20 protein-coding genes are annotated in these 23,119 nt (G+C 68.8%); 14 read left to right on the forward strand and 6 right to left on the reverse strand.

Annotation, left to right across the window (positions count from 1 at the left end):
* The first annotated feature begins 47 nt into the window (after positions 1-47).
* From G9272_RS32690 to G9272_RS32735, 10 genes are all read left to right on the forward strand, one after another.
* Positions 48-614, forward strand: a complete 567-nt coding sequence (locus G9272_RS32690; protein ID WP_171399843.1) for a hypothetical protein — start codon at positions 48-50, stop codon at positions 612-614.
* 281 nt (positions 615-895) lie between these two features.
* Positions 896-1,441, forward strand: a complete 546-nt coding sequence (locus tag G9272_RS45540) for an SAV_915 family protein (protein ID WP_253268007.1) — start codon at positions 896-898, stop codon at positions 1,439-1,441.
* Positions 1,438-1,740 carry a DUF6317 family protein gene (locus G9272_RS32700; protein WP_171399844.1) on the forward strand — a complete coding sequence of 101 codons (303 nt, stop codon included), beginning with the start codon at positions 1,438-1,440 and terminating at the stop codon, positions 1,738-1,740. Before G9272_RS45540 ends, G9272_RS32700 begins: the two co-directional genes overlap by 4 nt.
* Positions 1,740-3,014, forward strand: a complete 1,275-nt coding sequence (locus G9272_RS32705) for a WXG100 family type VII secretion target (protein WP_171399845.1) — start codon at positions 1,740-1,742, stop codon at positions 3,012-3,014. The genes G9272_RS32700 and G9272_RS32705 overlap by 1 nt, the downstream gene beginning before the upstream one ends.
* On the forward strand, positions 2,992-3,531 hold the full coding sequence (locus tag G9272_RS32710) for a hypothetical protein (protein WP_171399846.1): 540 nt from the start codon (positions 2,992-2,994) through the stop codon (positions 3,529-3,531). Before G9272_RS32705 ends, G9272_RS32710 begins: the two co-directional genes overlap by 23 nt.
* 162 nt (positions 3,532-3,693) lie before the next feature.
* Positions 3,694-4,128 (forward strand): hypothetical protein, encoded by a 435-nt coding sequence (locus G9272_RS32715; RefSeq protein ID WP_253268008.1) that lies wholly within the window; start codon positions 3,694-3,696, stop codon positions 4,126-4,128.
* A gap of 71 nt (positions 4,129-4,199) precedes the next feature.
* The gene (locus tag G9272_RS32720) at positions 4,200-5,840 is read left to right on the forward strand and encodes a WXG100 family type VII secretion target (protein ID WP_171399847.1); all 1,641 of its coding nucleotides are present in this window, start codon (positions 4,200-4,202) and stop codon (positions 5,838-5,840) included.
* A gap of 124 nt (positions 5,841-5,964) precedes the next feature.
* A complete protein-coding gene (locus G9272_RS32725) occupies positions 5,965-7,140 on the forward strand; it encodes a S8 family serine peptidase (RefSeq protein WP_253268009.1) in 1,176 nt (391 codons plus the stop codon).
* Positions 7,141-7,182: 42 nt separating this feature from the next.
* On the forward strand, positions 7,183-7,521 hold the full coding sequence (locus G9272_RS32730) for a WXG100 family type VII secretion target (RefSeq protein ID WP_171399849.1): 339 nt from the start codon (positions 7,183-7,185) through the stop codon (positions 7,519-7,521).
* A 51-nt stretch (positions 7,522-7,572) separates the two neighbouring features.
* Positions 7,573-7,875 (forward strand): WXG100 family type VII secretion target, encoded by a 303-nt coding sequence (locus tag G9272_RS32735; protein ID WP_020128583.1) that lies wholly within the window; start codon positions 7,573-7,575, stop codon positions 7,873-7,875.
* A 54-nt stretch (positions 7,876-7,929) separates the two neighbouring features.
* Here the strand turns inward: G9272_RS32735 and G9272_RS32740 are convergent, their stop codons facing one another.
* The 5 genes from G9272_RS32740 to eccCa form a co-directional block, all read right to left on the reverse strand.
* Entirely contained in the window at positions 7,930-8,526 is a 597-nt protein-coding gene (locus G9272_RS32740) for a hypothetical protein (protein ID WP_171399850.1), read from the reverse strand.
* Positions 8,526-9,098 (reverse strand): hypothetical protein, encoded by a 573-nt coding sequence (locus G9272_RS32745; protein WP_253268010.1) that lies wholly within the window; start codon positions 9,096-9,098, stop codon positions 8,526-8,528. Before G9272_RS32745 ends, G9272_RS32740 begins: the two co-directional genes overlap by 1 nt.
* Before the next feature lie 66 nt (positions 9,099-9,164).
* Positions 9,165-11,450, reverse strand: a complete 2,286-nt coding sequence (locus G9272_RS32750; protein ID WP_171399851.1) for a DUF6571 family protein — start codon at positions 11,448-11,450, stop codon at positions 9,165-9,167.
* The gene (locus tag G9272_RS32755; protein ID WP_171399852.1) at positions 11,450-11,968 is read right to left on the reverse strand and encodes a hypothetical protein; all 519 of its coding nucleotides are present in this window, start codon (positions 11,966-11,968) and stop codon (positions 11,450-11,452) included. Before G9272_RS32755 ends, G9272_RS32750 begins: the two co-directional genes overlap by 1 nt.
* Before the next feature lie 253 nt (positions 11,969-12,221).
* Positions 12,222-16,187: a type VII secretion protein EccCa gene (gene eccCa / locus G9272_RS32760; RefSeq protein ID WP_171399853.1), complete on the reverse strand. Its 3,966-nt coding sequence runs from the start codon at positions 16,185-16,187 to the stop codon at positions 12,222-12,224.
* Positions 16,188-16,474: 287 nt separating this feature from the next.
* Between eccCa and eccD the strand changes: the two genes are divergently transcribed.
* Complete coding sequence (gene eccD, locus G9272_RS32765; protein ID WP_171399854.1) at positions 16,475-17,986, forward strand: type VII secretion integral membrane protein EccD; 1,512 nt, start codon at positions 16,475-16,477, stop codon at positions 17,984-17,986.
* Between the two features lie 149 nt (positions 17,987-18,135).
* On the opposite strand, the gene G9272_RS32770 is transcribed toward eccD, so the two are convergent.
* Complete coding sequence (locus G9272_RS32770) at positions 18,136-18,432, reverse strand: DUF397 domain-containing protein (protein WP_171399855.1); 297 nt, start codon at positions 18,430-18,432, stop codon at positions 18,136-18,138.
* A gap of 370 nt (positions 18,433-18,802) precedes the next feature.
* Here G9272_RS32770 and rpsO point away from each other — a divergent pair, with 370 nt between their 5' ends.
* The 3 genes from rpsO (at position 18,803) to G9272_RS32785 (ending at position 23,102) form a co-directional block, all read left to right on the forward strand.
* Positions 18,803-19,090, forward strand: a complete 288-nt coding sequence (rpsO, locus tag G9272_RS32775) for a 30S ribosomal protein S15 (RefSeq protein ID WP_020128575.1) — start codon at positions 18,803-18,805, stop codon at positions 19,088-19,090.
* Positions 19,091-19,506: 416 nt separating this feature from the next.
* Positions 19,507-21,726: a polyribonucleotide nucleotidyltransferase gene (locus G9272_RS32780; RefSeq protein WP_171399856.1), complete on the forward strand. Its 2,220-nt coding sequence runs from the start codon at positions 19,507-19,509 to the stop codon at positions 21,724-21,726.
* Entirely contained in the window at positions 21,723-23,102 is a 1,380-nt protein-coding gene (locus G9272_RS32785; RefSeq protein ID WP_171399857.1) for a M16 family metallopeptidase, read from the forward strand. The genes G9272_RS32780 and G9272_RS32785 overlap by 4 nt, the downstream gene beginning before the upstream one ends.
* The last annotated feature ends 17 nt before the right edge of the window (positions 23,103-23,119 follow it).

The raw sequence follows: 23,119 nt of genomic DNA on the forward strand, positions 1-23,119 counted from the left end.
GTCGTGGTCCCGACGTCCACGCCCCGATGATGAGTGAGGAGACAGCGGTGGCCGAAATCGACGAGCGTTCGTGGTCCGATGCGATCGACATGTACGAGCGCCGGGCGACCATCGCCAAGGTGACGAGCAGGGAGCACGAGAACTGGGTGCTCGACCTGTCCACCCTCATGCGCGGTGACACCCGCGACGCCCGCGGCTGGCGCACGGTGGACATGTGGGAGGGCGAACTCGAAAGGCTCGACGAACCGTCCTACCCCTTCGTCATGCCTCCGGAGGTCGTCGCGACGGCGGACGCCTGGAAGCCCTACCTGCATGAGATCTCGCGTTCTCAGGCTCTACGCTTCCTCGTGGCCCTTTCCACGCCATGGATCGATGTCACAAAGGAACCGGATTTCGAGGAGCGCAGGGAGTCCCTCGAAGCGAAGGCCCGTGTCGTCCTGTCGCGCTTCCCCGAAAGCTCGCACTTCTATGCGAACACCGGGCGTCGCGGCAGTGATACCCGCGACTACTACCAGCGGGTTTCCGGGTGGAACTCCTTTTCCGTGCGCACCTTCGACTTCGGCTTGGTACTCGTGTCGGAGACGGAAGTCGGGATGGTCTGGTCATTCCGCTGATGTGACGCGATCCACCGTGCTGCCCCCGACCCGCCGTTCCACCTACGACAGTCCACCCGGCAGCGGCTGGTGATCGAGGCGTCGTGGGCCGAACCAGGGCCCGGAACGCCACCCCCTGGTCATCCCCCGGTCAAGCACTGACCGCACCCCGGCCAAACACCCGTATGAGTTCCGCATGCCCCTGCTCCGGCAACCTGAAATAGCCGGACTTGCCCGAAAGTTCCCTGGCTACGGTGGTGCCGCCACATCATCCGCGGGTCCACGGGGAACAGGAGACGGCGGTGGGCATACCGATCCGTTCGCGCCTTCTCGACTATGCCGACTGCGCCGACCACGCCGACCGTGTCGAGGCGGAGCCGCCCGGAGACCCTGCCTCGGCTCCGGCGCCTCCGTCGGCACAGGAGCCCCGCAGGTCACGCATCCTGGAGTACGTCGAAGCCGACGCGGCCGTCGAGCCGGAACCGCCCGTGCGACCCGGCCCCAGACCCGGCGTACCCGCGTACCACGCCACGGTGTTCGTCCCGGCCCACCCCCGCCACACGCCGACCACGGACCCGACCGGCGCACCCGCCCTGATCCCCCTCATCACCTACGAACTCTTCGAGCACCCCACCGACGGAACCGTGGCCCTCGCCTTCACCGCCCTGGACGGACTCGTGGCCGCTCTGGGTGAGGCGCAGCCGTGGGCCGCGACCTCGCTCGGGCCGCTGGCCGAGGTCGTGGGGGAGCTGGGCGTCACGGTCCACGTCGACCCGTGGATCGCGCCCGGGCGGCACAACTGGCAGCCGGCCGACCTGGCCGCCTTCGCGCGGGAGGCGCGCCGATGACGGTGGACTTCAAGGCGGTGCTGAGCGACCTCACTTCCATGTCCAGGACCTTCCACGACGAGGCCGTCAACTACCGCAAGCTGCACGCAGACGTGGCCCCGCCCGTCGTCGAGGGCGGTGACGCGGGGCTCGACCACGCCGTCAAGGAGGTCGCCGACCTCATCGTCGCCCTGCACATCGGCTTCGCCGACCGGCTCGACGACCACGGCGACAAGGTGACGTACGCCCGCGACTCCTTCCGACGGCACGACATCGACGTACACGGACTGTTCGAGGACCTGATGGCGGGTGACGGCTGATGGCCGACAGCTGGGTCGGCGGCGACATCGGCGGACTGCGCACGATGGCCGACACGTACAAGAACGCCAAGTGCAAGCTGGAGGACGTCGTCCACCCGCTCGGCCAGGCCGTCGAACGGCTGGTCGGCGACACGAGTTGGAAGGGCGAGGCGGCCGAGACCTTCCGCGCCACCTGGAGCGAGGACGCGCTCGCCGCAGGCGCCTTCGCGAGCCTCGTGCACAGCGCGGGCGACATCCTCGACACGCTCGTCGGCGCGCTCTCCGCCTGCGAGACGGCGCTCCAGAACGCCGAGCACGTCGCCGCGGGCAAAGGCGTGCCGATGGGGGACAAGGGCGTCCCGCTGGACGTCCTCACCGCCGACCCGCCCAGCGCCGACGACCGGAAGACGATCGCCGCGCTCGGCGAGTACGGCACGGTGCGCGACGAGATCCTGCACACCGCCCAGCACGCACGGCTGGTCGCCGCGGACGGACTGCGGGGCCTGTACGCGCAGGTGACGGCGCCGGTCTCGACCGGCGACAAGATCACCCTCGCCGACGCCCTGCGGGGCCTCTACGCCTACGACGCCGAGGACGCCCGGGCCGGCGGCAAGGAGGCCCGCAAGCTGATCGACGGCGCGAAGGCCGAGGAGCGCGCCGCCAAGAAGGAACTGCGCGCCGAGCGCAAGGCGTTCCAGAAGGCGGGCCGCGCACTGCCCGACGACCTCCCCGCCAAGGGCGCCTACCGCGACGCGGCGGTGCAGGTGGACTCCCTCGAGGACGCCATCGCCCGAGCCGACCACGGCAGTACCGCCCTTCCCTACGACCGGGCCCTCAACGTCAAACTGGCCGACGCGGCGGACGCGCTGCGCCTGGGCGAAGGCGTGGGCAAGCTCCCGGAGTTCCTCAGGGAGATCCCGGTGCTGGACGTCGCCGCGGCCGCCGCCTGCGGGCTGGTGGAGGCGAAGGACGACCACGACAAGGGCTGGTCCTGGCAGCACTCGGTGGTCGTCGACGGCGGTGTCGCGCTCGGCGGCGTGGCCGTCGGCGCGGGGGTGGTGGCCGCCCTGCCCGTCGAAGGCGCGGCCGCGGTGGCCGTGGTCGGCGTCGGGTCGGCGATCCTCGCGACAGACGTCCTCGACCACTCCTTCCACGAGCACTGGAGCGAGGACATCCACGACCACGGAGTGGTGGGCGGCGTACTGCACGGCACCGGCAACGTCCTGTCGGAGACCGGGGACGACTTCGTACGACTGAAGGATGACGTGTGGCATGGCATCAAGAGCATCTTCTGACGTTCCCGTCTCCGAGGCCTCCGCGCGGATCCCGAAACTGCCGGGCCTCGGCACCGGTTGGTACGAGCGAGGCGCGCGCTACTGGGCGTACCGCGTCCGTACGGCTGTCCTCGTCCTCCTCGTCCTGGCCTTCTACTGCTACATCGCGCTGAGGCTCTACCTCGGAGTTCCGCGCAGCGATCTGCCGCCGACGGTGCGTACCGCGTGGGACTGGACCCAGGTGGCCGCGTCCGGTGTCGCGGTCGTCGGGGGGTGGGTGAAGCAGCGCCGGGACCACCGCGGGAAACTCCTCGACCCTCCCACTCCCCAGCAGATGTGGCAGGCCAAGCGCGGTGCGAGCGGACGCGCACCGGGGCTGGCCCGGGCCGGAATCCTCCCCTTGCTGATCGCGGCGCCGGTCCTGCCGGCGATCGCCGCGTGGGGCGTCGGCTGGTTCGTGGCCATGCTCACGGTCCGCGAATACCCGAGTGAGGTCGGGGCGCGGCGCTGGGTGCAGGAGAAATCACCCCGAACGTGAGGAATGGGCCGCTCGCGCTCCAGTGGTGGCAGGGTTGTTGCATAAGGCAGTTGGGGCTGTCAGAGGGAGTCATTACAGTGGTTGCGTTGCGGTCATGAACACTTGAAAGGCGTGTGCGGTTCCGCCCGGGACGGGCGGCGGGAAACGGGGAGAGTGGTTGTCGTGATTCCTGCGGACATGGGCGGGGGCTCCACCGACGTACGGCGCGGATATATGGCGCTCTCGACGTTCAAAAAGCGGGTGGACGACCTGCTCACGGCCTTCGAGAAATCCGCCGGCGGCTCGGCGAAGGTGGCGGACCACAGCCTTGCGGAGCACACCTTCGGCGCGGGGAACTTCCCGGAGGCAAAGACGCTCCACCTCCAGTACGAGCGCGTCCACGAACGCATCACGAGCCTCTCCAAGTCGCTGGGCCTCCAGTTGGAGGCCATGCAGATCGCCGTGCACGGCGTGGACGTCACCTTCGACAACCTCGAAGAGGACCTGCGGTACCGGTTCCACGAGATCCGGACCGAGGTCAACCGCGACCGGGAAGAGGCGCTGAACAAGCCGACCGAGCGGACCAACGACGCCGACCACACCGACGCGGGGTACTGATGGCCGACCACAAGAAGAAGTCGGACCACTACCAGACGGAACGCCAGGACGCCGCCCAGCAGAACAGCGGCGTGGACGACGCGGTGAACAAAGCCGTGGTGATCAGCCCCGGGTCCCTCAGCAGTCCTGGCGGCTTCGGCAACACCAGCTTCGAGGGCTACGACCTCAACGCCATGATCGACATCGTCGAGTCGGCGAACCCGGAGACCATGGAGAGCGCGGCCACGGCCCTGGTCGACGCCCGGGACGCCATCAACGACGCCGCGAACGAACTCAGCCGCAACCTGGGCGACGTCGACTGGGAGGGCGAGGCCCACACCGCCTTCTACACCTGGGGCATGAACCTCACCACCACCGCCCTCGCCCTGGCCGGCTACGCCGACGAGGTGGGCACCCAGGTCCTGGCAGCAAGCTCCGGCCTCGCCTCCGTACGCAAGTCGATGCCGCCGCGCGACAGCCGCATCGTCCCCAAGAAGGTCGACGACATCCCGACGCCTCAACGAGTCGACGGCAACGAGGAGTACACGGCGGCGGTCAAGGCCGAGAAGGACCGCCAAGAGGCGATCAACCAGATGTACCGGCTGGCGTCGTTCTACACGGTGTCGAGCGGGATGATGGAACTGGCGGAGGAGCCGGTGTTTCCGGAGATGCCTGCGGTGGGGGTGCCCCCGCCATTGCCGATTGACCACCTCGACGAGGGCAAGCCCCTCCCGGGTTCTCTGGCGGATGCGAGTAACTCCGGAGCCACAGGCCACCACTTGGCGGAATCGGCGGCGACGCGACCGCGAGCGGAGGACTTGCCGCAATCCCCCAAGAGCGGGGCGGAGACCGCCAGGCTCCCCGAACGGCATGTGGGAACGGAGATCGACGGCGTCGGTACTTTGCCGCCTCAGGACACTGTGAAGCCAACGACTGGCACACCACCCTCGACGGCAGGTCCGAACGCAACTCCTGCGGGAACGCTTCCTCCCTACGCCCCCGCCGGCGTGCCCCCTACATTCCGAGGGCCGGCCGGGCGTACCTCAGGGTTCGGCGGCGTGCCGGGAACCAGGGTTCCCAACTCTGCGCAGGGGCGCGTCGGCGGTATGCCGGGCGGTACCTCAGCAGGGCGTGCGGGGGCCGGCCCCGTGGGGCAGACGGGACGTACCGCCGCAACAGGGAAGACAGGCGGCCGCACCACTGGCCCCATGGGACGAGGTGTGGTCGGCGGGATACCGAAGACTGGCGGGCCGGCGGCCGGACGTACCGGCAGTGTCCCACGCAGTCCCGTCACCGGCATGGGTGCCACGAACCCCGGACGTCCGGGCGCTGCACGTACCGGCGCCGGACGTACGGGCGATGGCATTGTCGGCGGGAGGCCTGTCACCGGGGGCGCCCCCGGTGTCAACGGTTCGAGGTTGCCGCGCGGTACGGTCGTCGGCGGCGAGGGCGCATCCACCTCGCGTGCCGCTGGTGAGAAGCCCGGCCAGCGTGGGGTGATCGGAACACCCGGCTCCACGACGGGAAAGGGCGCGGGGCAGTCGGCTCGCCGTCCCGTCGGCAGTCCTGACGGTGCGGTTGGAACGCCGAAGGGACGACCTTCCGGAAGCAAGACCAAGGGAAACACACCCGGTGGCCCGGGCGCGGCGCGTGGTTCTGCGCGCAACCCGGGTCCCGGTGAAACACGTTCGCGCCGTGACGAGCGGCGCGACGACGCGTCGGCGACCGACTGACCGGACAACAGCGAGGACAGACAGAGGCATGGTGGCAGGCAGCAGCCGACGCGGCGGGCGGAGCGCGTCTTTCGCGGAACGAAACAGGAGACGGGTTTCCGCCGTCTGTTCAGCGCTCGGCGCCTTGGCCGTCCTCTTGGTAGGGGCTCCGAGCGCGTCGGCCGCCGACGTCCAGTCTCAGCAGTGGTACCTGACGGCGATGAAAGCCGACGAGATGTGGAAGTCGAGCACCGGTAAGGGCATCAAGGTGGCCGTCGTCGATTCGGGGGTCAACCCCGACACGGCTTCACTGAAAGGGCAAGTGCTCGCCGATGAGGTGCCGAAAGCTGTCGCTTACAAGGCGACTGAGGACTACGACGGTCACGGCACAAGCATGGCGGAGCTCATCGTCGGCACTGGCGCTGACGGCGGCCTGAAGGGACTCGCGCCGGGGGCGAAGATCGTTCCTTATCGGATAGCCACAACCGAACTGACGGACAAGAGCGAATCGAGCAAGGCCCCTCAGGTGGCGGCAGTGATCCGGGCTGCTGCTGACAGCGACGCCAAGATCATCAGCATGTCCTTCGGTGAAGACGTCGAAAGGCCGGATGTTCTTGCAGCCGTCAAGTACGCACAGTCCAAGGGTAAGTTGATGGTTGCGGCCACTGGCAATGACGCCCAGGAGAAGAACTTCATCGGGTACCCGGCGGCCTACCCCTACGTAGTCGGTGTTGCTGCCTCGGACCAGTCCGGAACCGTCGGAAAATTCTCGGAACACGGCAACTACGTCGACCTGGCTGCACCCGGTCTAGACGTCCCCACCTGGTGCGACAACACGTTCCGCTCCTACTGCACCAGCCAGGGCACCAGCCAGGCCACTGCCATCGCGTCTGCCTCCGCAGCCCTAATCTGGTCCGCCCACCCCAACTGGACCGCCAACCAGGTCCTAGCCAGCCTGATCGACACCGCCGGTCGCGACTGGGCCAAGGACGACCCGAGCACGTACCTCGGCTACGGACTGATCCGCCCCCGCATGGTCCTGGAGCAAAGCAACTTCAACCCGGGCCCGGCCAACACCGACCCCCTCGCCAGGGAGAACGCGACGGGCGTCACTGACGCGGCGGGCAACTCGCCCTCCGCGTCGACACCGCCCTCTCCCCAGCCCACGAAGGCCACCGCAGGAGGTAAGACCTCGGCGGCAGCATCAACCTCGGACACCTCCGACAACACCACGATGTGGGTTGCGCTCGGAGCGGCGGCGGCAGTCCTGGTGATCGGAGGCGGCGCTTTCGCTGTTCTCCGCTCACGGCGTGCCACATGACCCACACATGACGAACCACAGCTCACGAAAGGGAGTGCCGAAATGGTCGACCGCAAGCTAAACGACGGCGACGTACAGAAGCTCCAGAAGGAAGTCATCGACCGCTACGACAACATCCGGGGCTCCCTCGCGAAGTTGCAAGGCACGATCGACATGATCGAGAGGGCGTGGACGGGCCAGGGTGCCAACGCCTTCAACGTCAAGCAGACGGAGATCAACGGCCACATGGTCGCGATCGGCAAGATGCTCGACGACTTCCTCGAGGGCATCCACATGACCAAGACCGACAAGCAGAACCTCGAAGACCAGATCACCGCCGACATGAACAAGATCTCGGTCGAGGATCTGGGCGGAAAGACTTCGGCGCTCAACAGCTACTGACCATCATTCCGGCGAAGTCCGGCTGAAGTCTTCACAGAAACGAGGGGAATCATGTCCGGAGCCCATTACGAGGAACTCGCCGTCACCTACGGCACCATGGACGCGCTCGCCACCGAGCTGGGCGACCAGGCCAGGAAGCTCGAGGAGGACCTCGAAGCGCTGAGGCAGGCGGTGCTCAACGTGTCCTCGGGCTGGGGCGGCGAGGCGTTCCAGCAGTTCCAGAGCAAGAGCGAGGAGTGGAACAAGCACGCGCGTGGCATCCACGCGGCGCTGCTCCAGATCTCGCACCAGGTCCACGGCGCCGGCGGTGACTACCGCGGCGGCGACCTGAAGGGCGCCAGCTACTTCATGTAGCAGCACGTACTCCGCAACACCAGGGTGGGCACGCACGGGAGGTGCCCACCCTGTTTACTCGGCTCCTGCCTTGCACTCCGCCGATTTCTCTACCGAGCCGGTGAAAGACAGGATGAGGCGCTTCATGGCCTCGGCATCCCCGTGTTTGGAGCCCTCTGCGCGGATCACCGTGAACAGCTCCTGCTTGTATTTGGTGTCGACGCAGGTGCGTGTCTTGCCGAATGCCTCGTAACTCGAGTACACGAACCGCCCGTTCTCCGCCGTGTGGTCCGGGTCGTCAAGGGACTGTCGGGCTGCGACAAAGGCTGTCGTTGTGCCCTCTTGCATCCATATTTGAGTAGTGGTCACTATCAGTTTATTGTCGACGATGACCTCGCACCCCTTGCTGCCCGAGTAGGACCTGTCCTTGACGGTGATTTCTCTTCCTGCCGGAAGGAAGGGAGAGAGAGCGTCGGTTTCGACAGCCGTTCCACACAATGTGCCAGGAACCGCGTACTCGCGTTCCCGACCGTCACTGCTGCACCCTGCCAGGAGAATGACAAGTGATGTGAGCACCGTGACGGAGACCCTGTGGACCCTGTGGACCTTCCGTGCAGTAGCTCGGTGGGACTCGTCTCCTGATCTATCGATGATCTGCTGCTCCCGCTGCATCACGCAGACTTGAACGCCATGTCGCACAGCGCTTTGTCATGAGCGAATGACCCGGCGCTCCTGACCAAGTCGATCAGCGCGTTGCGAGTCGCGGAAGCGCTCGAGTCCCCTGTCTGCTTCAGCTCCACAGAGACGCTGAGGTTGTACTGACCGCCTGGAATCTTCCCCTCGGAGGTGCAGGGCACGAAGACGGCCGCGAACCTGTCGGACGCGACCGCCGTCTTGCCCGTGGCGAAAGGCTTGAGCGACGCGACGGATGCGTCATTCGCGGCTGTCCCCTTGACCCACTGTGTCCAGCTCGTCTCCGACTCGTCCTCCATCAGGCTCGTCTTGGCCACCAGCAGTTGCTCGCCACCCCCGGAGACGAAGCAGGAGGACTCGTAATCCGTGTCCGTGACATCGACGCGGAGTTTCACGTCGTTGTCGAACGAGTAGGAGGATTCCTCGGGCAGCACGTTGCGCAAGGAATCGGCAACGCTGGACGAGGATCCCAGGGAGGCGCAGATGTCGTCTGCCTTGATCTCACCCTTCTCCTCGAAAGGCGAGAGCTTGAAAATATATACGGCGCTCACCAGGAGGGTCAGCGAACAGACAACTCCGGCAGTGAGGAGAACCTTGGAGCGAGCGAGTTTCAACTGTCAGCCTTCCGAGTCAAGTTGCCTGGGAATTCCCTCGCCGTCGAGGTAGTCGTGGATTTTCGTGCCGGCGCTGTCGAATCCACTCTCCGCTGATGTGCCCACGGAAGCCTCGATGAGCGGATAGCTGTGGCCGGAGTTCTTCCCGGCCTTCTGCGCCGCCGCTTCAACCGCCGCGTAGGTCGAGGACCTGGTGCCCTCGATCTCCTCACCGTTACGGAAGACGACTTCTTCCGAACTGTCCTTGAGAGACCCCTCTGTAATGCCACTGATGATCTCGTCGGCGGCAGTGCCGGCCAGGTCTCCGATGATGGCGCCACCCGGCCCGGTGAGTGGTGCCGTGGCCATACCGACCCCGATGCCGATGGCTGTGCCGCCCCACGTGCCGATACTTTCGATCTTGGCGTTGTAGTCGGCGTCCTTCTGACCGCCCTCGATCTCGCCCTCGTAGGCGCGCCCGGCCCCGATCATGCCCTCGACCTGGCCCGCGGTACGGGCGATGTCGTCGATGCCCTGCTTGAGACGGTCCTCCTGGCCGAATGCGGGGTCATTGGCGTACACGTCTGGATGCTCGAAGTGATACTGCATCAGTTGCGTGGTGTAGCTGGTCTGCCCGAGATTCACCGCTGCATAGCTCTCGGGGTTGCGGCCGAGCGTGTAGAGAAGGCGCGTGGTGTCCCGTTCGCTGAATTCCGCTGCTGAGCCCGCGATGGGGAACAGCTTTGCCTCGCCCGCGGTCCCGGGGTGCAGTCCACGATGAATGTCCGGCATGTATTCGGCGGCGATCTGGCCCATGCTGTCGGACATGTAGCTGTTCTCGGTGAGGCGTGACGGCTTTTCCGAGATGGACGCCACCAGGCTCTGTGTGAGCTTTGCCTGTTCGGCATTGTGCGGCGGTGTGTCCGCTGTGGGCAGCTCTCCGGCGGGATGCCCCGTGGTAGCCGCCTCCAGCGCAAGAGCCAGGTTGTTCCGACCGGCGATGCTGTCCTCGCCCTTGGCGTCCTGGTCCTGCGGCCAGTCGCGTTCTTCGAAGAGGTAGTCGAAGTTGGTCAGCGACTCCGGCTTGCCCTTGTCGTCCTTGAAGTCGTGGTCCTCGTCCTTGGTGACGAAGGTGTCGTTGAAGAACTCCGTGGCCGCGTCCGGACTGTTCGAGAGGGCTTTGAGGTAGCCGGTCATCGGGTCCCAGCCCGAGTCGGTCCCCGTGCGGTTGAGGAGAGGGTCCATGCCGGTGCGCGTCCAGGCACCATGCCGGCCGTTACCCGTGAACTTCTTCTCCGTCTCCATCAGCTTGTCGCCGTAGTCGACGAGGAACCGGTCGTCGAAGTCACCCCACCGCATGAGGTTGGTCATGACCTGTCCGCCGAGGGGGAAACCACCGTTGCGGCCGACCGGCTTGTCGACCAGGTCGATCATCGTGGACTTCCACTGGGTCATGTCGGCGTTGTCGCTCTGCGACGCAGTGGCGAGCGTGAGACTGAGGTTCTTCTGGAGGTCGTCGTACTGGTCGACCCGCTGTTGTCCGATCTTCCAGGCGCTGTGCGGGTCGTTGATGCCTGTCCAGAAGTCGAGGGTTCCCTGCGGTCCCAGGCGCGTGGCGAAGCGCTCCGCGAACAGTGGGTCGTCGGCGTACTCCTTCAGCCCCTTGTCGAGCCGGTCGAACTCCGCGACCGACAGGTCCTCGGGCTTCTGCTTCGCCAGGTCTGCCAGCTCCTCGGCGTCCTTCAGCGCCTTGGCCGCGGAGTCCCGGTCGGCGTAGTCGACGTCCGAGAAGCCCAGTCTGCTCTGGTCGGCGATCGCCATGAGGACGGCGTTGGCCGAGGTGTCGCTCGTGGTGGCCTGTTCCAAGATCTTCTGGATCTCGTCCCGCAGGGCGGTGATCTCGCCCTTGTTGTCCTGGTCCTGTTGAGCACGGCCCTCCGGCGGGACGTTCGTCGTGACCGTGAACCCGCCCTCGTAGCCGATGACCGTGAGGTTCTTCTGACGGCCTCGCTCGATGGCGTCGCCGAGTTGCCCCTTGTACGTCTTCAGCTCGTCCCGGGTGTCCTGGAGGATCTTGTGGATCGACGAAGCCTGGCTGTGCGCGTCCGTGAACTCCCCGGCCGTCTTGCCGATGAACTCCTTGGAGACGGTGGCGTTGTACCCCGCCCAGCTCGCCTTGTTCGCGGCGCCGTGCAGGCCCTTCTCGGCCGCGTCCATCAAGGTCTCCAGATCGCCGACCATCGTCGACCAGTCTTCGACCGCGTCGTCCAACAGGCTGAGGTCGGCGTTGCGAAGGGCGTCGAGATCCATCAGCTCTTGCCCTTCTTGTCGTCCTTCTCGCCGTACACCGGATTGTGCTTGCCGGGTTCACCGACGCGTTCGTCGAAGCCCGCGTCCAGCACGTCGATGCTGCTCATCTGACGGCGGATGTAGTGGTCGTCGCCGGCATGCAGCTTCTTCGTGACGGTCATGTGGTTCGAGATGTGCGCGCACGCGTCCCTGAGGGAACCCAGCTGCTCGTCCCAGCGCAGCGCCACATGCTGGAGGGCGCTGCCCAGGGCGAACCCGCCCTTGCTGAGGGCCCCGGCGGCGCTTTCGCTGGTGGGCACCGCCCTGCGACCTTTGTCCCAGAGGTCGTTGTACAGCTTGAACGCGGTGGTGCCGATCTTCGCAAGATCACCCTGGTTGGCCCTCAGCTCGCCGTACTGACCGGGATCCGGCGCGGGGCGTACCGGACCGCTCCCGGGATCCAGCTGGTTCAGCCGCATGTGGGGCGCGGCGCCCGAGGCCGCATCCGCCTTCAATTGCTCCCACTCGTCCCACGCCACGCGCGAACCCCTTCCCCGTGTCCCCGTGAAGCCCGTCCGACGGACGTGAAGCCCGGCCGTCCGACGGGACAGTTCCGTCGATCCACCAACAGCCCAGATCCATGAACCCCGTTCAAGGGAGTTCACGGATCTCACCCTACTTTCCTCAATTCACCGCCGTCCGGCTTGACGGCGGCGCAGCGGAGACCGCCAACTCCGGTGCCCGCCAAGTCCCTTCGGGACGGCGGGTACGCCCCCTCATCCCGCCCGCTCATCACGCCCCCTCCGGCGCCAATCCCACCTGCACCAACGGCTTCCCCCGGCGCCGTGAGACGAAGATCCCCCGTCCCGCGGGCATCGGCCGAGGCCGTACCCCGCCGAGGAGGTCCCCCTCTCCGGGGTCGCCCGCCAGTACGACGCCCTGGGCGCCCAGCTCCTTGATCCGCTGCATGAACGCCTCGTACGACGCCCGCCCCGCACCCGCCGTCGAGCGCGCGATGATGAACCGCACGCCGACGTCCCGCGCGAACGGCAGAAGTTCCGTCAGGCCCGCCAGTGGATTGCCGCTCGACGTCGCCACGAGGTCGTAGTCGTCGATGACGACGAACACCGTCGGTCCACGCCACCAGCTGCGGTCCCGGAGTTGCCGTGCCGTCACCTCGGCCGTCGGGGTCCGGCGCTTCATCAGGTCGGCCAGCGCGGCCATGTGGTGGTCCATGGCGTTGGACATCGGGATGTACTCGGCCAGGTGGGACTCCGGCGTCACGTCCAGCAGGGAACGCCGGTTGTCGACCACGAACAGCTTGCACTCGTCGCCCGAGTAGCGCTGGGTCAGTTGCCTGATCAGCAGCCGCAGCAGGTTCGACTTGCCGGACTCGCTCTCGCCGAAGACGAGGAGGAACGGATCCTGCTCGAAGTCGACGTAGACCGGCTCGAGCCGGTCCTCGTCGAGGGCGAAGGCGACCCCGCGGCGCGGGAAGCGGTCGCCCGGCGGCAGCGAGCCGGCCGGGAACTCCCGCGGCAGCAGCCGTACTTCCGGCGCGGGCGCCGCCTGCCACTGCCGGGAGACCTCCGCGGTCAGGGCCTGTGTGGCGTCCGCGAGGTCCGTGTCGGAGGCGAGGCCGTCGATGCGCGGCACCGCCGCCATGAAGTGCTGCTTCTGCGGCGACTGACCACGGCCCGGGACGCCCGCCGGGACGTTCGCGGCGACCTTGCGGTCGATCTCGGAGTCCATCGTGTCGCCGAGCCGAAGCTCCAGCCGGTTCATCAGCTGGTCCTTGAGAGCGGCCCTGACCTCCATCGAACGCGAGGCCGTCAGCACCAGGTGGACGCCGTAGCCGAGCCCGCGCGCCGCGATGTCGAGGATCACCTGGTCCATCGCCTCGTACTCGGACCGGAAGTTGCCCCACCCGTCGACGACCAGGAACACATCACCCCAGGGCTGGTCCGTCACCGAGATGTCCCCGCGGGCCCGCCTGGCCCGGAACTCCGCGATCGACGGGATGCCGGCCGAGCGGAAGTACTCCTCACGGCGGGTCAGCACGCCGTACACCTCGGCCACCGTGCGCCGTACCCGCTCCGGGTCGAGCCGGGAGGCGACCCCGCCCACGTGCGGCAGGCCGGCCACCGACGCCATCGCGCCGCCGCCGAAGTCGAGGCCGTAGAACTGGACCTCGTGCGGCGTGTGGGTGAGGGCGAAGGCACAGATCAGCGAGCGCAGCAGGGTCGACTTGCCGGACTGCGGGCCACCGACGATCTGCATATGGCCCGCGGCGCCGGAGAAGTCCACCCAGAGGGAGTCACGGCGCTGCTCGAACGGCTTGTCCACCAGACCCACCGGCACGACCAGCCGCCCCGCGCCCTCGTAGCCCGGCTGGGTGAGGCCGCGGCCCGGCACCGCCGTGAGCCCCGGCAGCAGCGCGTCCAGCGACGGCGGGCTGTCCAGCGGCGGCAGCCACACCTGGTGCGCCGCCGGGCCCTGCGCCTCCAGCCGGCGCACGATCACGTCGAGCACGGTGTCCGCCAGCGCGTCGTCGACCTCCGCATCGCCGGACGGGCGGGCCTGCGGCACGGCCGCGTACCGCACCGGCACCTCCGCCGAGGTGAACAGCACCGGCCGCCGGTCCACCGGCAGCGGGCCGCCCCCCGGCGCCGTCCGCTGAGCGCCCGAGCGGTAGACCCCGGACACGTACGCCGCCTTGAACCGCACCATCTCGTCCGTGCCGAACTTCAGGAAGCCGGAACCCGGCACGTTCGGCAGCGAGTACGCGTCGGGCACGCCGAGCGCCGCCCGCGACTCCGCCGCCGAGAAGGTGCGCAGACCGACGCGGTACGACAGATAGGTCTCCAGGCCGCGCAGCCGGCCCTCCTCCAGGCGCTGCGAGGCCAGCAGCAGGTGCACACCGAGCGAGCGGCCGATCCGGCCGATCTGCACGAACATCTCGATGAAGTCCGGCTTCGCCGTCAGCAGCTCGCTGAACTCGTCGATCACCAGCACCAGGGAGGGGATCGGCTGGAGGGCGGCTCCCGCGGCCCGCGCCTTCTCGTAGTCGTGGATGTTGGCGTAGTTGCCCGCGTCCCGCAGCAGCTCCTGACGGCGGTTGAGCTCACCCCGGATGGAGTCGCCCATCCGGTCCACCAGCGTCAGGTCGTCCGCCAGGTTGGTGATCACGGCCGCCACGTGCGGCATCTGCGCCATGCCGGCGAAGGTCGCGCCGCCCTTGAAGTCGGCGAGGACGAAGTTCAGGGTCTCGGAGGAGTGGGTGACCGCCAGGCCCAGCACCAGGGTGCGCAGCAGCTCGGACTTGCCGGAACCCGTCGCGCCCACGCACAGACCGTGCGGGCCCATGCCCTCCTGCGCCGCCTCCTTGAGGTCCAGCATCACCGGACGGCCGTCCTCGCCCACCCCGATCGGCACCCGCAGCCGCTCCGCCAGCGAACGCGGCCGCCAGGTGCGCCGGGTGTCCACGGACGCCGCGTCCCCGAGGTTCAGCAGGTCGGTGAACTCCAGGTTGGCCAGCAGCGGCTCGTCGTCGTCCCCGCCGGACGCCATCCGCAGCGGGGCGAGCTGCCGGGCGAGCGCCTCGGCGGACTCCGGGGAGAGCGCGTCGGGCGTCCCCTCGTAGACGGCGCCGTGTCCCGACTCCAGCCGCAGCGCGCCGGGCTGTACGACGATGTCGAGCTCGCCGCCGGCCCCCGTCGGCTCACCGGGGACGATCTCGAGGACCGTCACACCCTGGAGCCCCTCGGGATTGGCCAGGACCGAGTCCGGGGGGAGGGAGACGCCGTCGAGGACGACGACGATGTGCGGCTCGTCGGGCAGCGGCGTCGCGTGCGGATGGAACCGCGGGCGGCCCGTCAGCCGAGCCCCGAGCAGGTTCTCCAGCTCACGGGGGTCGGCACCGATCAGCCTGCGGCTGCCCGCCCCGTCCACGGCCCCGGACGCCTGGACGTGCGGCAGCCACTTCGCCCACTCCCAGTGCGGCAGCTCCTCCCGGCCCGCCGCGACGACGAGAACCAGGTCCTCGGACGAGTGCAGCGCGGCCAGCGAACCGGCCAGGGCACGGACGCAGGAGCGCACCGACCGCGGCTCACCGCTGACCGTGACGTGGTAGAAGGCGCGCAGCGAGACGGCCATCGGCAGGTCGTCGAGGCTGTCGTGGACGGCGAGGAAGCGCTGGAGCGCGCCCGCGGTCAGCGGCTCCAGCTGCTCCACCGGGCCGGTCTCGGGAGCGATCAGCGGGGTGGCGAGGGCCTGGGCACCGAGGCCGACGCGCACCTGGGCGAAGTCCTCGTCCCCGGGCCGCCGTTCCCACACCCGGCTGCCCTCGGCGACCAGCGCCCACAGCTGCTCGGGGGAGGGGTGCAGGTAGTACTGCGCGTCACGCTGCGCCCGCGCGGTGTCGAGCGCGGTACGCCGGGTCTGCGCCAGATAGCTCAGGTAGTCACGGCGCAGATCCGCCAACTGCCCTTGCGACCCGCGCCGGAAACGCACCACCATCGCGATCGACATGGCCACGGTCGAGGCGATCATGACCATGCCCATGATGCGCATGAACGGCTGCCCGCTCGTGAAGAAGAAGACCACCGAGCCGCCCATGCCGAGCGTCGGCAGCAGTTGCATCAGCACGCTCTCCTGATGGCCCCGCGGCAGCTCCGGCGGAGGCTGGAGAACGACCTCGCCGGTGGGCACTTCGGACGGCAGCGCCCGTGGCTGGCGCTTCACGACGATGTGGCTCACTGCTCACCAATCCCCTTGCGAGGCCCCGAATCCCCTTGCGCGACCCCGGAGGACTTCGTCCGCCGCCCCGTGCCGGACGGACGCGGGCCGCCGCGTGATCCTACTGACTGCCGGTACGACCAAGGGGCGGTAGGGTGCCGGATGTTCGCGTGAGCACACCCGCGGGCCGCGCCGCGCACCATCCGGCACGGAACCTTCACACCGCCGACCGACGCCGAACACGCCGACGCCGAACACGCCGACACCGAACACGCCGACGCGGAACCATCACTGAGGGGGAGCAGCAGGTGAGTATCGCGGCCTCCGCGGCAGCCACCGGAGAAGGGCGCGGCCCCGGAGCCGCTCCCGCGGCCGGGACGGGGCTCGGCTTCTGCCGGGTCACCATCGTCGCCCCCGACAGCCGGATCGACGTGGCGCTGCCCGACGACGTCCCCGTCGCCGACATCCACCCGGAGATCCTCAGGCTCTCCCGGCAGAGCCCCGCCGAGGGCGCTCCGGTCGGCTACCACCTCGTCCGCCGGGACGGCACCGTCCTCGACAGTTCCCGTTCGTTCGCCGCCCAGCACATCCTCGACGGCGAGCTCCTCACGCTGCGCCCCTTCTCCGAGTCGCTGCCGCCCGCCGTCTTCGACGACGTGTCGGAGGCGGTCGCCTCGGCCGTGACCCGCGAGCACACCCTGTGGAGCGGCGAGCTGACCCGCGCCGCGGGCCTCGTCGGCGGAGGCGTCCTGCCGGCCCTGCTCGCCTTCGTGGCCTGGAGCGGCGACCCGCGTCACGACATGCACGGCCTGCCCGGCATCCTCGCCGCGGTCGTCGGCGTCCTGCTGGTCGCCCTCGCCTGTGTCCGGGCCCGCGTCTACGACGACCGGGGCTCCGCCGTCGCCCTCGGGCTCGGCGCGCTGCCCAACGTGGGCGTGGCGGGCTCCGGACTCCTCCCGCTCGCCGACGGCCAGGGCATCGGCAGGCTCCAGTTCCTGCTGGCCTGCGCCGCGGTACTGCTCGCCGCGGTGCTGCTCACCCTGTGCTCCCCCCGCGGGGACGGCCCGTTCGTCGCCTTCGTGGTCGCCTCCGGCGCCGGCCTGGCGGCGGTGTTCGCGGCGATCCTCGCGCACTGGACACCGGCCGAGACCGCCGCCCTGTGCGCCCCCGTCGGTGTGGGCGCGCTGGCCTTCCTGCCCGGCCTGTCCATGCGCTTCGCCCGGCTGCCGATCGGTTTCGACGCCCCGGCCACCGCTCCGCGCAGCGCGTACGGCGCCGATCCCACCCCGCGGGAGCCGGTGGACGCCGAGCGGATCGCCGCCCAGGCGCGCCGCGGACACGAACTCCTGGTCGGCCTGGTGGGCGGCTGCGCGGTGATCACGGTCGGCGCCTGCGCGGTTCTCGGGTTCTCCGACGACGTCTGGGCCCGGCTCCTCGCCCTGGCCGCGGGCATCGCTCTGCTGATGCGCGCCCACCTGTTCCGCTACACCGCCCAGGTCGCCCCGGTACTGGCCGCGGGCCTCGGTTCCCTCGTCCTGCTCGGACTCGGTCTGGCGCTGAACCCGCCGCACTCGGTGATCCGCGACGCGCTGACGGGCGACCGCACCGACCTGGACATCCGCACCGTCTGGCTCGTCGCGGCGATCGCGGCGGCGTCCGCGATCGTCACCGCGATCGGCCTGATCAGCTCGCGGGGCGGCCTCACGCCGTTCTGGGGCCGCTTCATGGAGCTCGCCGAGGGCTTCGTCCTGCTGACGCTCGTCCCGCTGGCCCTGGCCGTCTTCGACGTGTACGCGGCGGCCCGGTCGATGACGGGCTGACCCGCGGACGGCCGCGAGGCGACGTCGAGCGCGAGCTTCGGCCCGCCCCGCTCGTCCCTACCGGCCTTGGCTCCGGCCTCGGCTCCGGTCCGGGCGCACCGCCGCACCCGGTGCGGCGGCCGACCCGTACCGGCCGGCCGCCGGCCCGGCTACCGCGCGGCGGACCCTCCGTTGTGCGGCGCCGGCTCCAGATCGAACTCGCCGTCGCGGGCGCCCAGCACGAAGGCCCGCCACTCCGCCTCCGTGTAGCGCAGCACCGTCTCCGGGTCGAGCGACGACCGCATCGCGACGGCCCCCGCGGGCAGGTGGGCGATCTCGACGCGCTCCTCGTGCTCCTCCGTGCCCGGGGCGCACTGCCACTCGACGCCGGAGATGTCGAGCGCGTACAGCTCGTCCCGCTCCCGCTCCTTGCGTGCTTTGACGTCTTTGTCCTCGGCATCGGCCATGTCGGCTCCGACCCTTTCCCCTGAGTTCCCGCTGTTCCAACGAGCTGTGGCGCCACCCTACTTGCCGACGTTCCCCCAGCTCAGAGGTTCTTCTTTTACGTTCCGGCCCGGCGCCGTCGCCCGTACACTGCCCCCGCGCGGGGCGGTACGGCCCGACCGTCCGCTGCGATATCCCGAACAGGCCCGACGCCCCGGCCTGCTACCCTGGCTTTCGGCCGTTTGTGTACGCACCCCCGGAAACACCCTCAGGGAGTCCCTGAAGGTTCCGGAGGCCGCGCTCAGCGGATCCCCGCCACCCGAGTAACGGAAGCTCCCCCGAGACCAAGACCGGGGGCACTCGGTGGCCACTCAAAGACTACGAGGAGTACGCGTGCCGCTCGACGCCGCTACGAAGAAGCAGCTCATCACGGAGTTCGGCCAGAAGGAGGGCGACACCGGCTCCCCCGAGGTCCAGGTCGCCATGCTGTCGCGCCGGATCTCGGACCTGACCGAGCACCTCAAGACGCACAAGCACGACCACCACTCCCGTCGTGGTCTGCTGATCCTGGTCGGTCAGCGTCGCCGCCTTCTCCAGTACCTGGCCAAGAAGGACATCCAGCGCTTCCGTGCGCTGGTCGACCGCCTCGGCATCCGCCGCGGTGCGGCGGGCGCCAAGTAGAACGCCGTGAGGGGAGCGGTTCCCGGACCATCGGGACCGCTCCCTTTTGCCGTATACACCGGTACACACCGGTACGTACCGGCGCATACGGATACGCGCCGGTGACGGGGTCGTCGTACACCCTGACGCCGTGCGGAAACGTGCGGAGTGTCACCAACGCTTTGTAGTGTGGTAGCACAACGCCATACGTACGACACAGCGTGATGACGTGTACTCGCTGCGGGTAAACGTCACCACGCCCACCGAACGAGGAGAAGCGCGCCTAGCCGCCGCCGGTCCTCGGTAGTGGCCCCCGGGAAAGAGATCCCCGGGTGCTTCGATCGAAGACCGGCCCGCACCGAGCGTTTCTCCGCCACCGTCCCCCTGCCACACGGGCAGCGAGGGACGAAAGACGACAAGTAACGGAGAAAATGCTAGTGGAGAACGAGACCCACTACGCCGAGGCCGTCATCGACAACGGCACCTTCGGCACCCGCACCATCCGCTTCGAGACGGGCCGCCTGGCCAAGCAGGCCGCCGGCTCCGCCGTGGCGTACCTGGACGACGACACCATGGTGCTGTCGGCCACCACCGCCTCCAAGAACCCCAAGGACCAGCTCGACTTCTTCCCCCTCACGGTGGACGTCGAGGAGCGGATGTACGCCGCCGGCAAGATCCCCGGCAGCTTCTTCCGCCGTGAGGGCCGTCCCTCCGAGGACGCCATCCTCACCTGCCGCCTGATCGACCGCCCGCTGCGCCCGTCCTTCAGGAAGGGCCTGCGCAACGAGATCCAGGTCGTCGCCACGATCATGGCGCTCAACCCCGACCACCTGTACGACGTCGTGGCGATCAACGCCGCCTCCGCGTCCACGCAGCTGGCCGGTCTGCCCTTCTCCGGCCCGATCGGCGGCGTCCGCGTCGCGCTGATCAACGGCCAGTGGGTCGCGTTCCCGACGCACACCGAGCTCGAGGACGCAGTCTTCGACATGGTCGTCGCCGGTCGCGTCCTGGAGGACGGCGACGTCGCGATCATGATGGTCGAGGCCGAGGCCACCGAGAAGACCATCCAGCTGGTCGCGGGCGGCGCCGAGGCGCCGACCGAGGAGGTCGTCGCCTCCGGTCTGGACGCCGCGAAGCCCTTCATCAAGGTGCTCTGCAAGGCCCAGGCCGACCTCGCCGCCAAGGCCGCGAAGCCGACCGGCGAGTTCCCGGTCTTCCTCGACTACCAGGACGACATCCTGGAGGCGCTGTCCGCCGCCGTCCGCCCGGAGCTCGCCTCCGCGCTGACCATCGCGGGCAAGCAGGACCGCGAGGCCGAGCTGGACCGCGTCAAGGTGCTCGCCGCCGAGAAGCTCCTGCCGGAGTTCGAGGGTCGCGAGAAGGAGATCTCCGCCGCGTACCGCTCGCTCACCAAGCAGCTGGTCCGCGAGCGCGTGATCAAGGAGAAGAAGCGCATCGACGGCCGCGGCGTCACGGACATCCGTACGCTCGCCGCCGAGGTCGAGGCCATCCCGCGCGTGCACGGCTCGGCGCTGTTCGAGCGTGGCGAGACCCAGATCCTGGGCGTCACCACCCTGAACATGCTCCGGATGGAGCAGCAGCTGGACACCCTCTCCCCGGTGACCCGCAAGCGCTACATGCACAACTACAACTTCCCGCCGTACTCCGTCGGCGAGACCGGCCGCGTGGGCTCCCCCAAGCGCCGCGAGATCGGCCACGGCGCCCTCGCCGAGCGCGCCATCGTGCCGGTCCTGCCGACGCGCGAGGAGTTCCCCTACGCGATCCGTCAGGTGTCCGAGGCCCTCGGCTCCAACGGCTCGACGTCCATGGGCTCGGTCTGCGCCTCCACCATGTCGCTGCTGAACGCCGGTGTGCCCCTCAAGGCCCCCGTCGCCGGTATCGCCATGGGCCTGATCTCCCAGGAGATCAACGGCGAGACGCACTACGTCGCCCTCACCGACATCCTCGGTGCGGAGGACGCCTTCGGCGACATGGACTTCAAGGTCGCCGGCACCAAGGAGTTCGTCACCGCCCTCCAGCTCGACACCAAGCTGGACGGCATCCCGGCCTCCGTCCTGGCCGCGGCCCTCAAGCAGGCCCGCGACGCCCGCCTCCACATCCTCGACGTGATGATGGAAGCGATCGACACGCCGGACGAGATGTCCCCGAACGCCCCGCGGATCATCACCGTCAAGATCCCCGTGGACAAGATCGGTGAGGTCATCGGCCCGAAGGGCAAGATGATCAACCAGATCCAGGAGGACACCGGCGCCGAGATCACGATCGAGGACGACGGCACCATCTACATCGGTGCCCAGGTCGGCTCGCAGGCCGAGGCCGCCCGCGCCACGATCAACGGCATCGCCAACCCGACCATGCCGGAGGTCGGCGAGCGCTACCTGGGTACGGTCGTCAAGACCACCACCTTCGGTGCGTTCGTGTCGCTGCTCCCGGGCAAGGACGGTCTGCTGCACATCTCGCAGATCCGCAAGCTCGCCGGCGGCAAGCGCGTGGAGAACGTCGAGGACGTGCTCGGTGTGGGCTCCAAGGTCCAGGTCGAGATCGCCGAGATCGACTCCCGCGGCAAGCTCTCCCTGATCCCCGTGATCGAGGGCGAGGAAGCTGATGAGGACACGAAGGACGACACCGACAAGTGACGTCGAGTAGCTCCCAGGCGACGGCCCGCACCTCTTCGGAGGCGCGGGCCGTCGCCCGTACCCAAACTCTGATCAAGGGCACGGCCGGCATCGGTGTCGTCCGCAAGACCACCCTCCCGGGTGGTCTGCGCATCGTCACCGAGACCCTCCCCTCGGTCCGCTCCGCCACCTTCGGCATCTGGGCGCACGTCGGTTCCCGCGACGAGACGCCGTCCCTGAACGGCGCCACGCACTACCTGGAGCACCTCCTCTTCAAGGGGACGAACCGCAGGTCGGCGCTGGACATCTCGTCCGCGATAGACGCGGTCGGCGGCGAGATGAACGCGTTCACGGCGAAGGAGTACACGTGCTACTACGCACGCGTGCTCGACGCCGACCTGCCGCTCGCCATCGACGTCGTCTGCGACATGCTCACGGGCTCCCTCATCCGCGAGGAGGACGTCAACGTCGAGCGCGGCGCGATCCTCGAGGAGATCGCGATGACCGAGGACGATCCCGGCGACTGTGTGCACGACCTGTTCGCGCACACGATGTTCGGCGACAACGCCCTCGGCCGCCCGGTTCTCGGCACCGTCGACACGGTCAACGCCCTCACCGCCGACCGCATCCGCCGCTTCTACAAGAAGCACTACGACCCGACCCACCTCGTGGTCGCGGCCGCCGGCAACATCGACCACAACAAGGTCGTACGCCAGGTCCGCGCGGCCTTCGAGAAGGCGGGTGCCTTCAAGAACCCCGACGCCACGCCCATCGCCCCGCGCGACGGCCTGCGCGCGATCCGCTCCGCCGGCCGCGTCGAGCTGATCGGTCGCAAGACGGAACAGGCGCATGTCGTCCTCGGCATGCCGGGTCTGGCCCGCACGGACGACCGGCGCTGGGCGCTCGGCGTGCTGAACACGGCCCTCGGCGGCGGCATGTCCTCCCGCCTCTTCCAGGAGGTCCGCGAGAAGCGCGGCCTGGCCTACAGCGTGTACTCGTACACCTCAGGCTTCGCCGACTGCGGCCTCTTCGGCGTGTACGCGGGCTGCCGCCCGAGCCAGGTGCACGACGTGCTGAAGATCTGCCGGGACGAACTCGACCAGGTCGCCGAGCACGGCCTGTCCGACGAGGAGATCGTCCGCGCCATCGGCCAGCTGAGGGGCTCCACGGTCCTCGGTCTGGAGGACACCGGCGCGCTCATGAACCGCATCGGCAAGAGCGAGCTGTGCTGGGGCGAGCAGATGTCGGTCGACGACATGCTGACCCGGATAGCGGCGGTGACCCCGGACGAGGTCCGCTCGGTGGCCCGCGACATCCTGGGACGGCGCCCGTCGCTGTCGGTCATCGGCCCGCTCAAGGACAAACAGGCCTCCCGGCTGCACGACGCGGTCGCCTGACCCTCTTCGGCAGGCCT

This window comes from Streptomyces asoensis, assembly GCF_013085465.1.
Lineage (GTDB): Bacteria > Actinomycetota > Actinomycetes > Streptomycetales > Streptomycetaceae > Streptomyces > Streptomyces cacaoi_A.

Bases quoted from the DNA above. Each gene is read 5' to 3' on its own strand.
- G9272_RS32710 (WP_171399846.1), top strand. From the start codon at position 2,992: ATGGCATCAAGAGCATCTTCTGACGTTCCCGTCTCCGAGGCCTCCGCG.
- G9272_RS32735 (WP_020128583.1), top strand. From the start codon at position 7,573: ATGTCCGGAGCCCATTACGAGGAACTCGCCGTCACCTACGGCACCATG.
- G9272_RS32740 (WP_171399850.1), bottom strand. From the start codon at position 8,526: ATGCAGCGGGAGCAGCAGATCATCGATAGATCAGGAGACGAGTCCCAC.
- G9272_RS32705 (WP_171399845.1), top strand. From the start codon at position 1,740: ATGGCCGACAGCTGGGTCGGCGGCGACATCGGCGGACTGCGCACGATG.
- G9272_RS32750 (WP_171399851.1), bottom strand. From the start codon at position 11,450: ATGGATCTCGACGCCCTTCGCAACGCCGACCTCAGCCTGTTGGACGAC.
- G9272_RS32730 (WP_171399849.1), top strand. From the start codon at position 7,183: ATGGTCGACCGCAAGCTAAACGACGGCGACGTACAGAAGCTCCAGAAG.
- G9272_RS32700 (WP_171399844.1), top strand. From the start codon at position 1,438: ATGACGGTGGACTTCAAGGCGGTGCTGAGCGACCTCACTTCCATGTCC.
- G9272_RS32770 (WP_171399855.1), bottom strand. From the start codon at position 18,432: ATGGCCGATGCCGAGGACAAAGACGTCAAAGCACGCAAGGAGCGGGAG.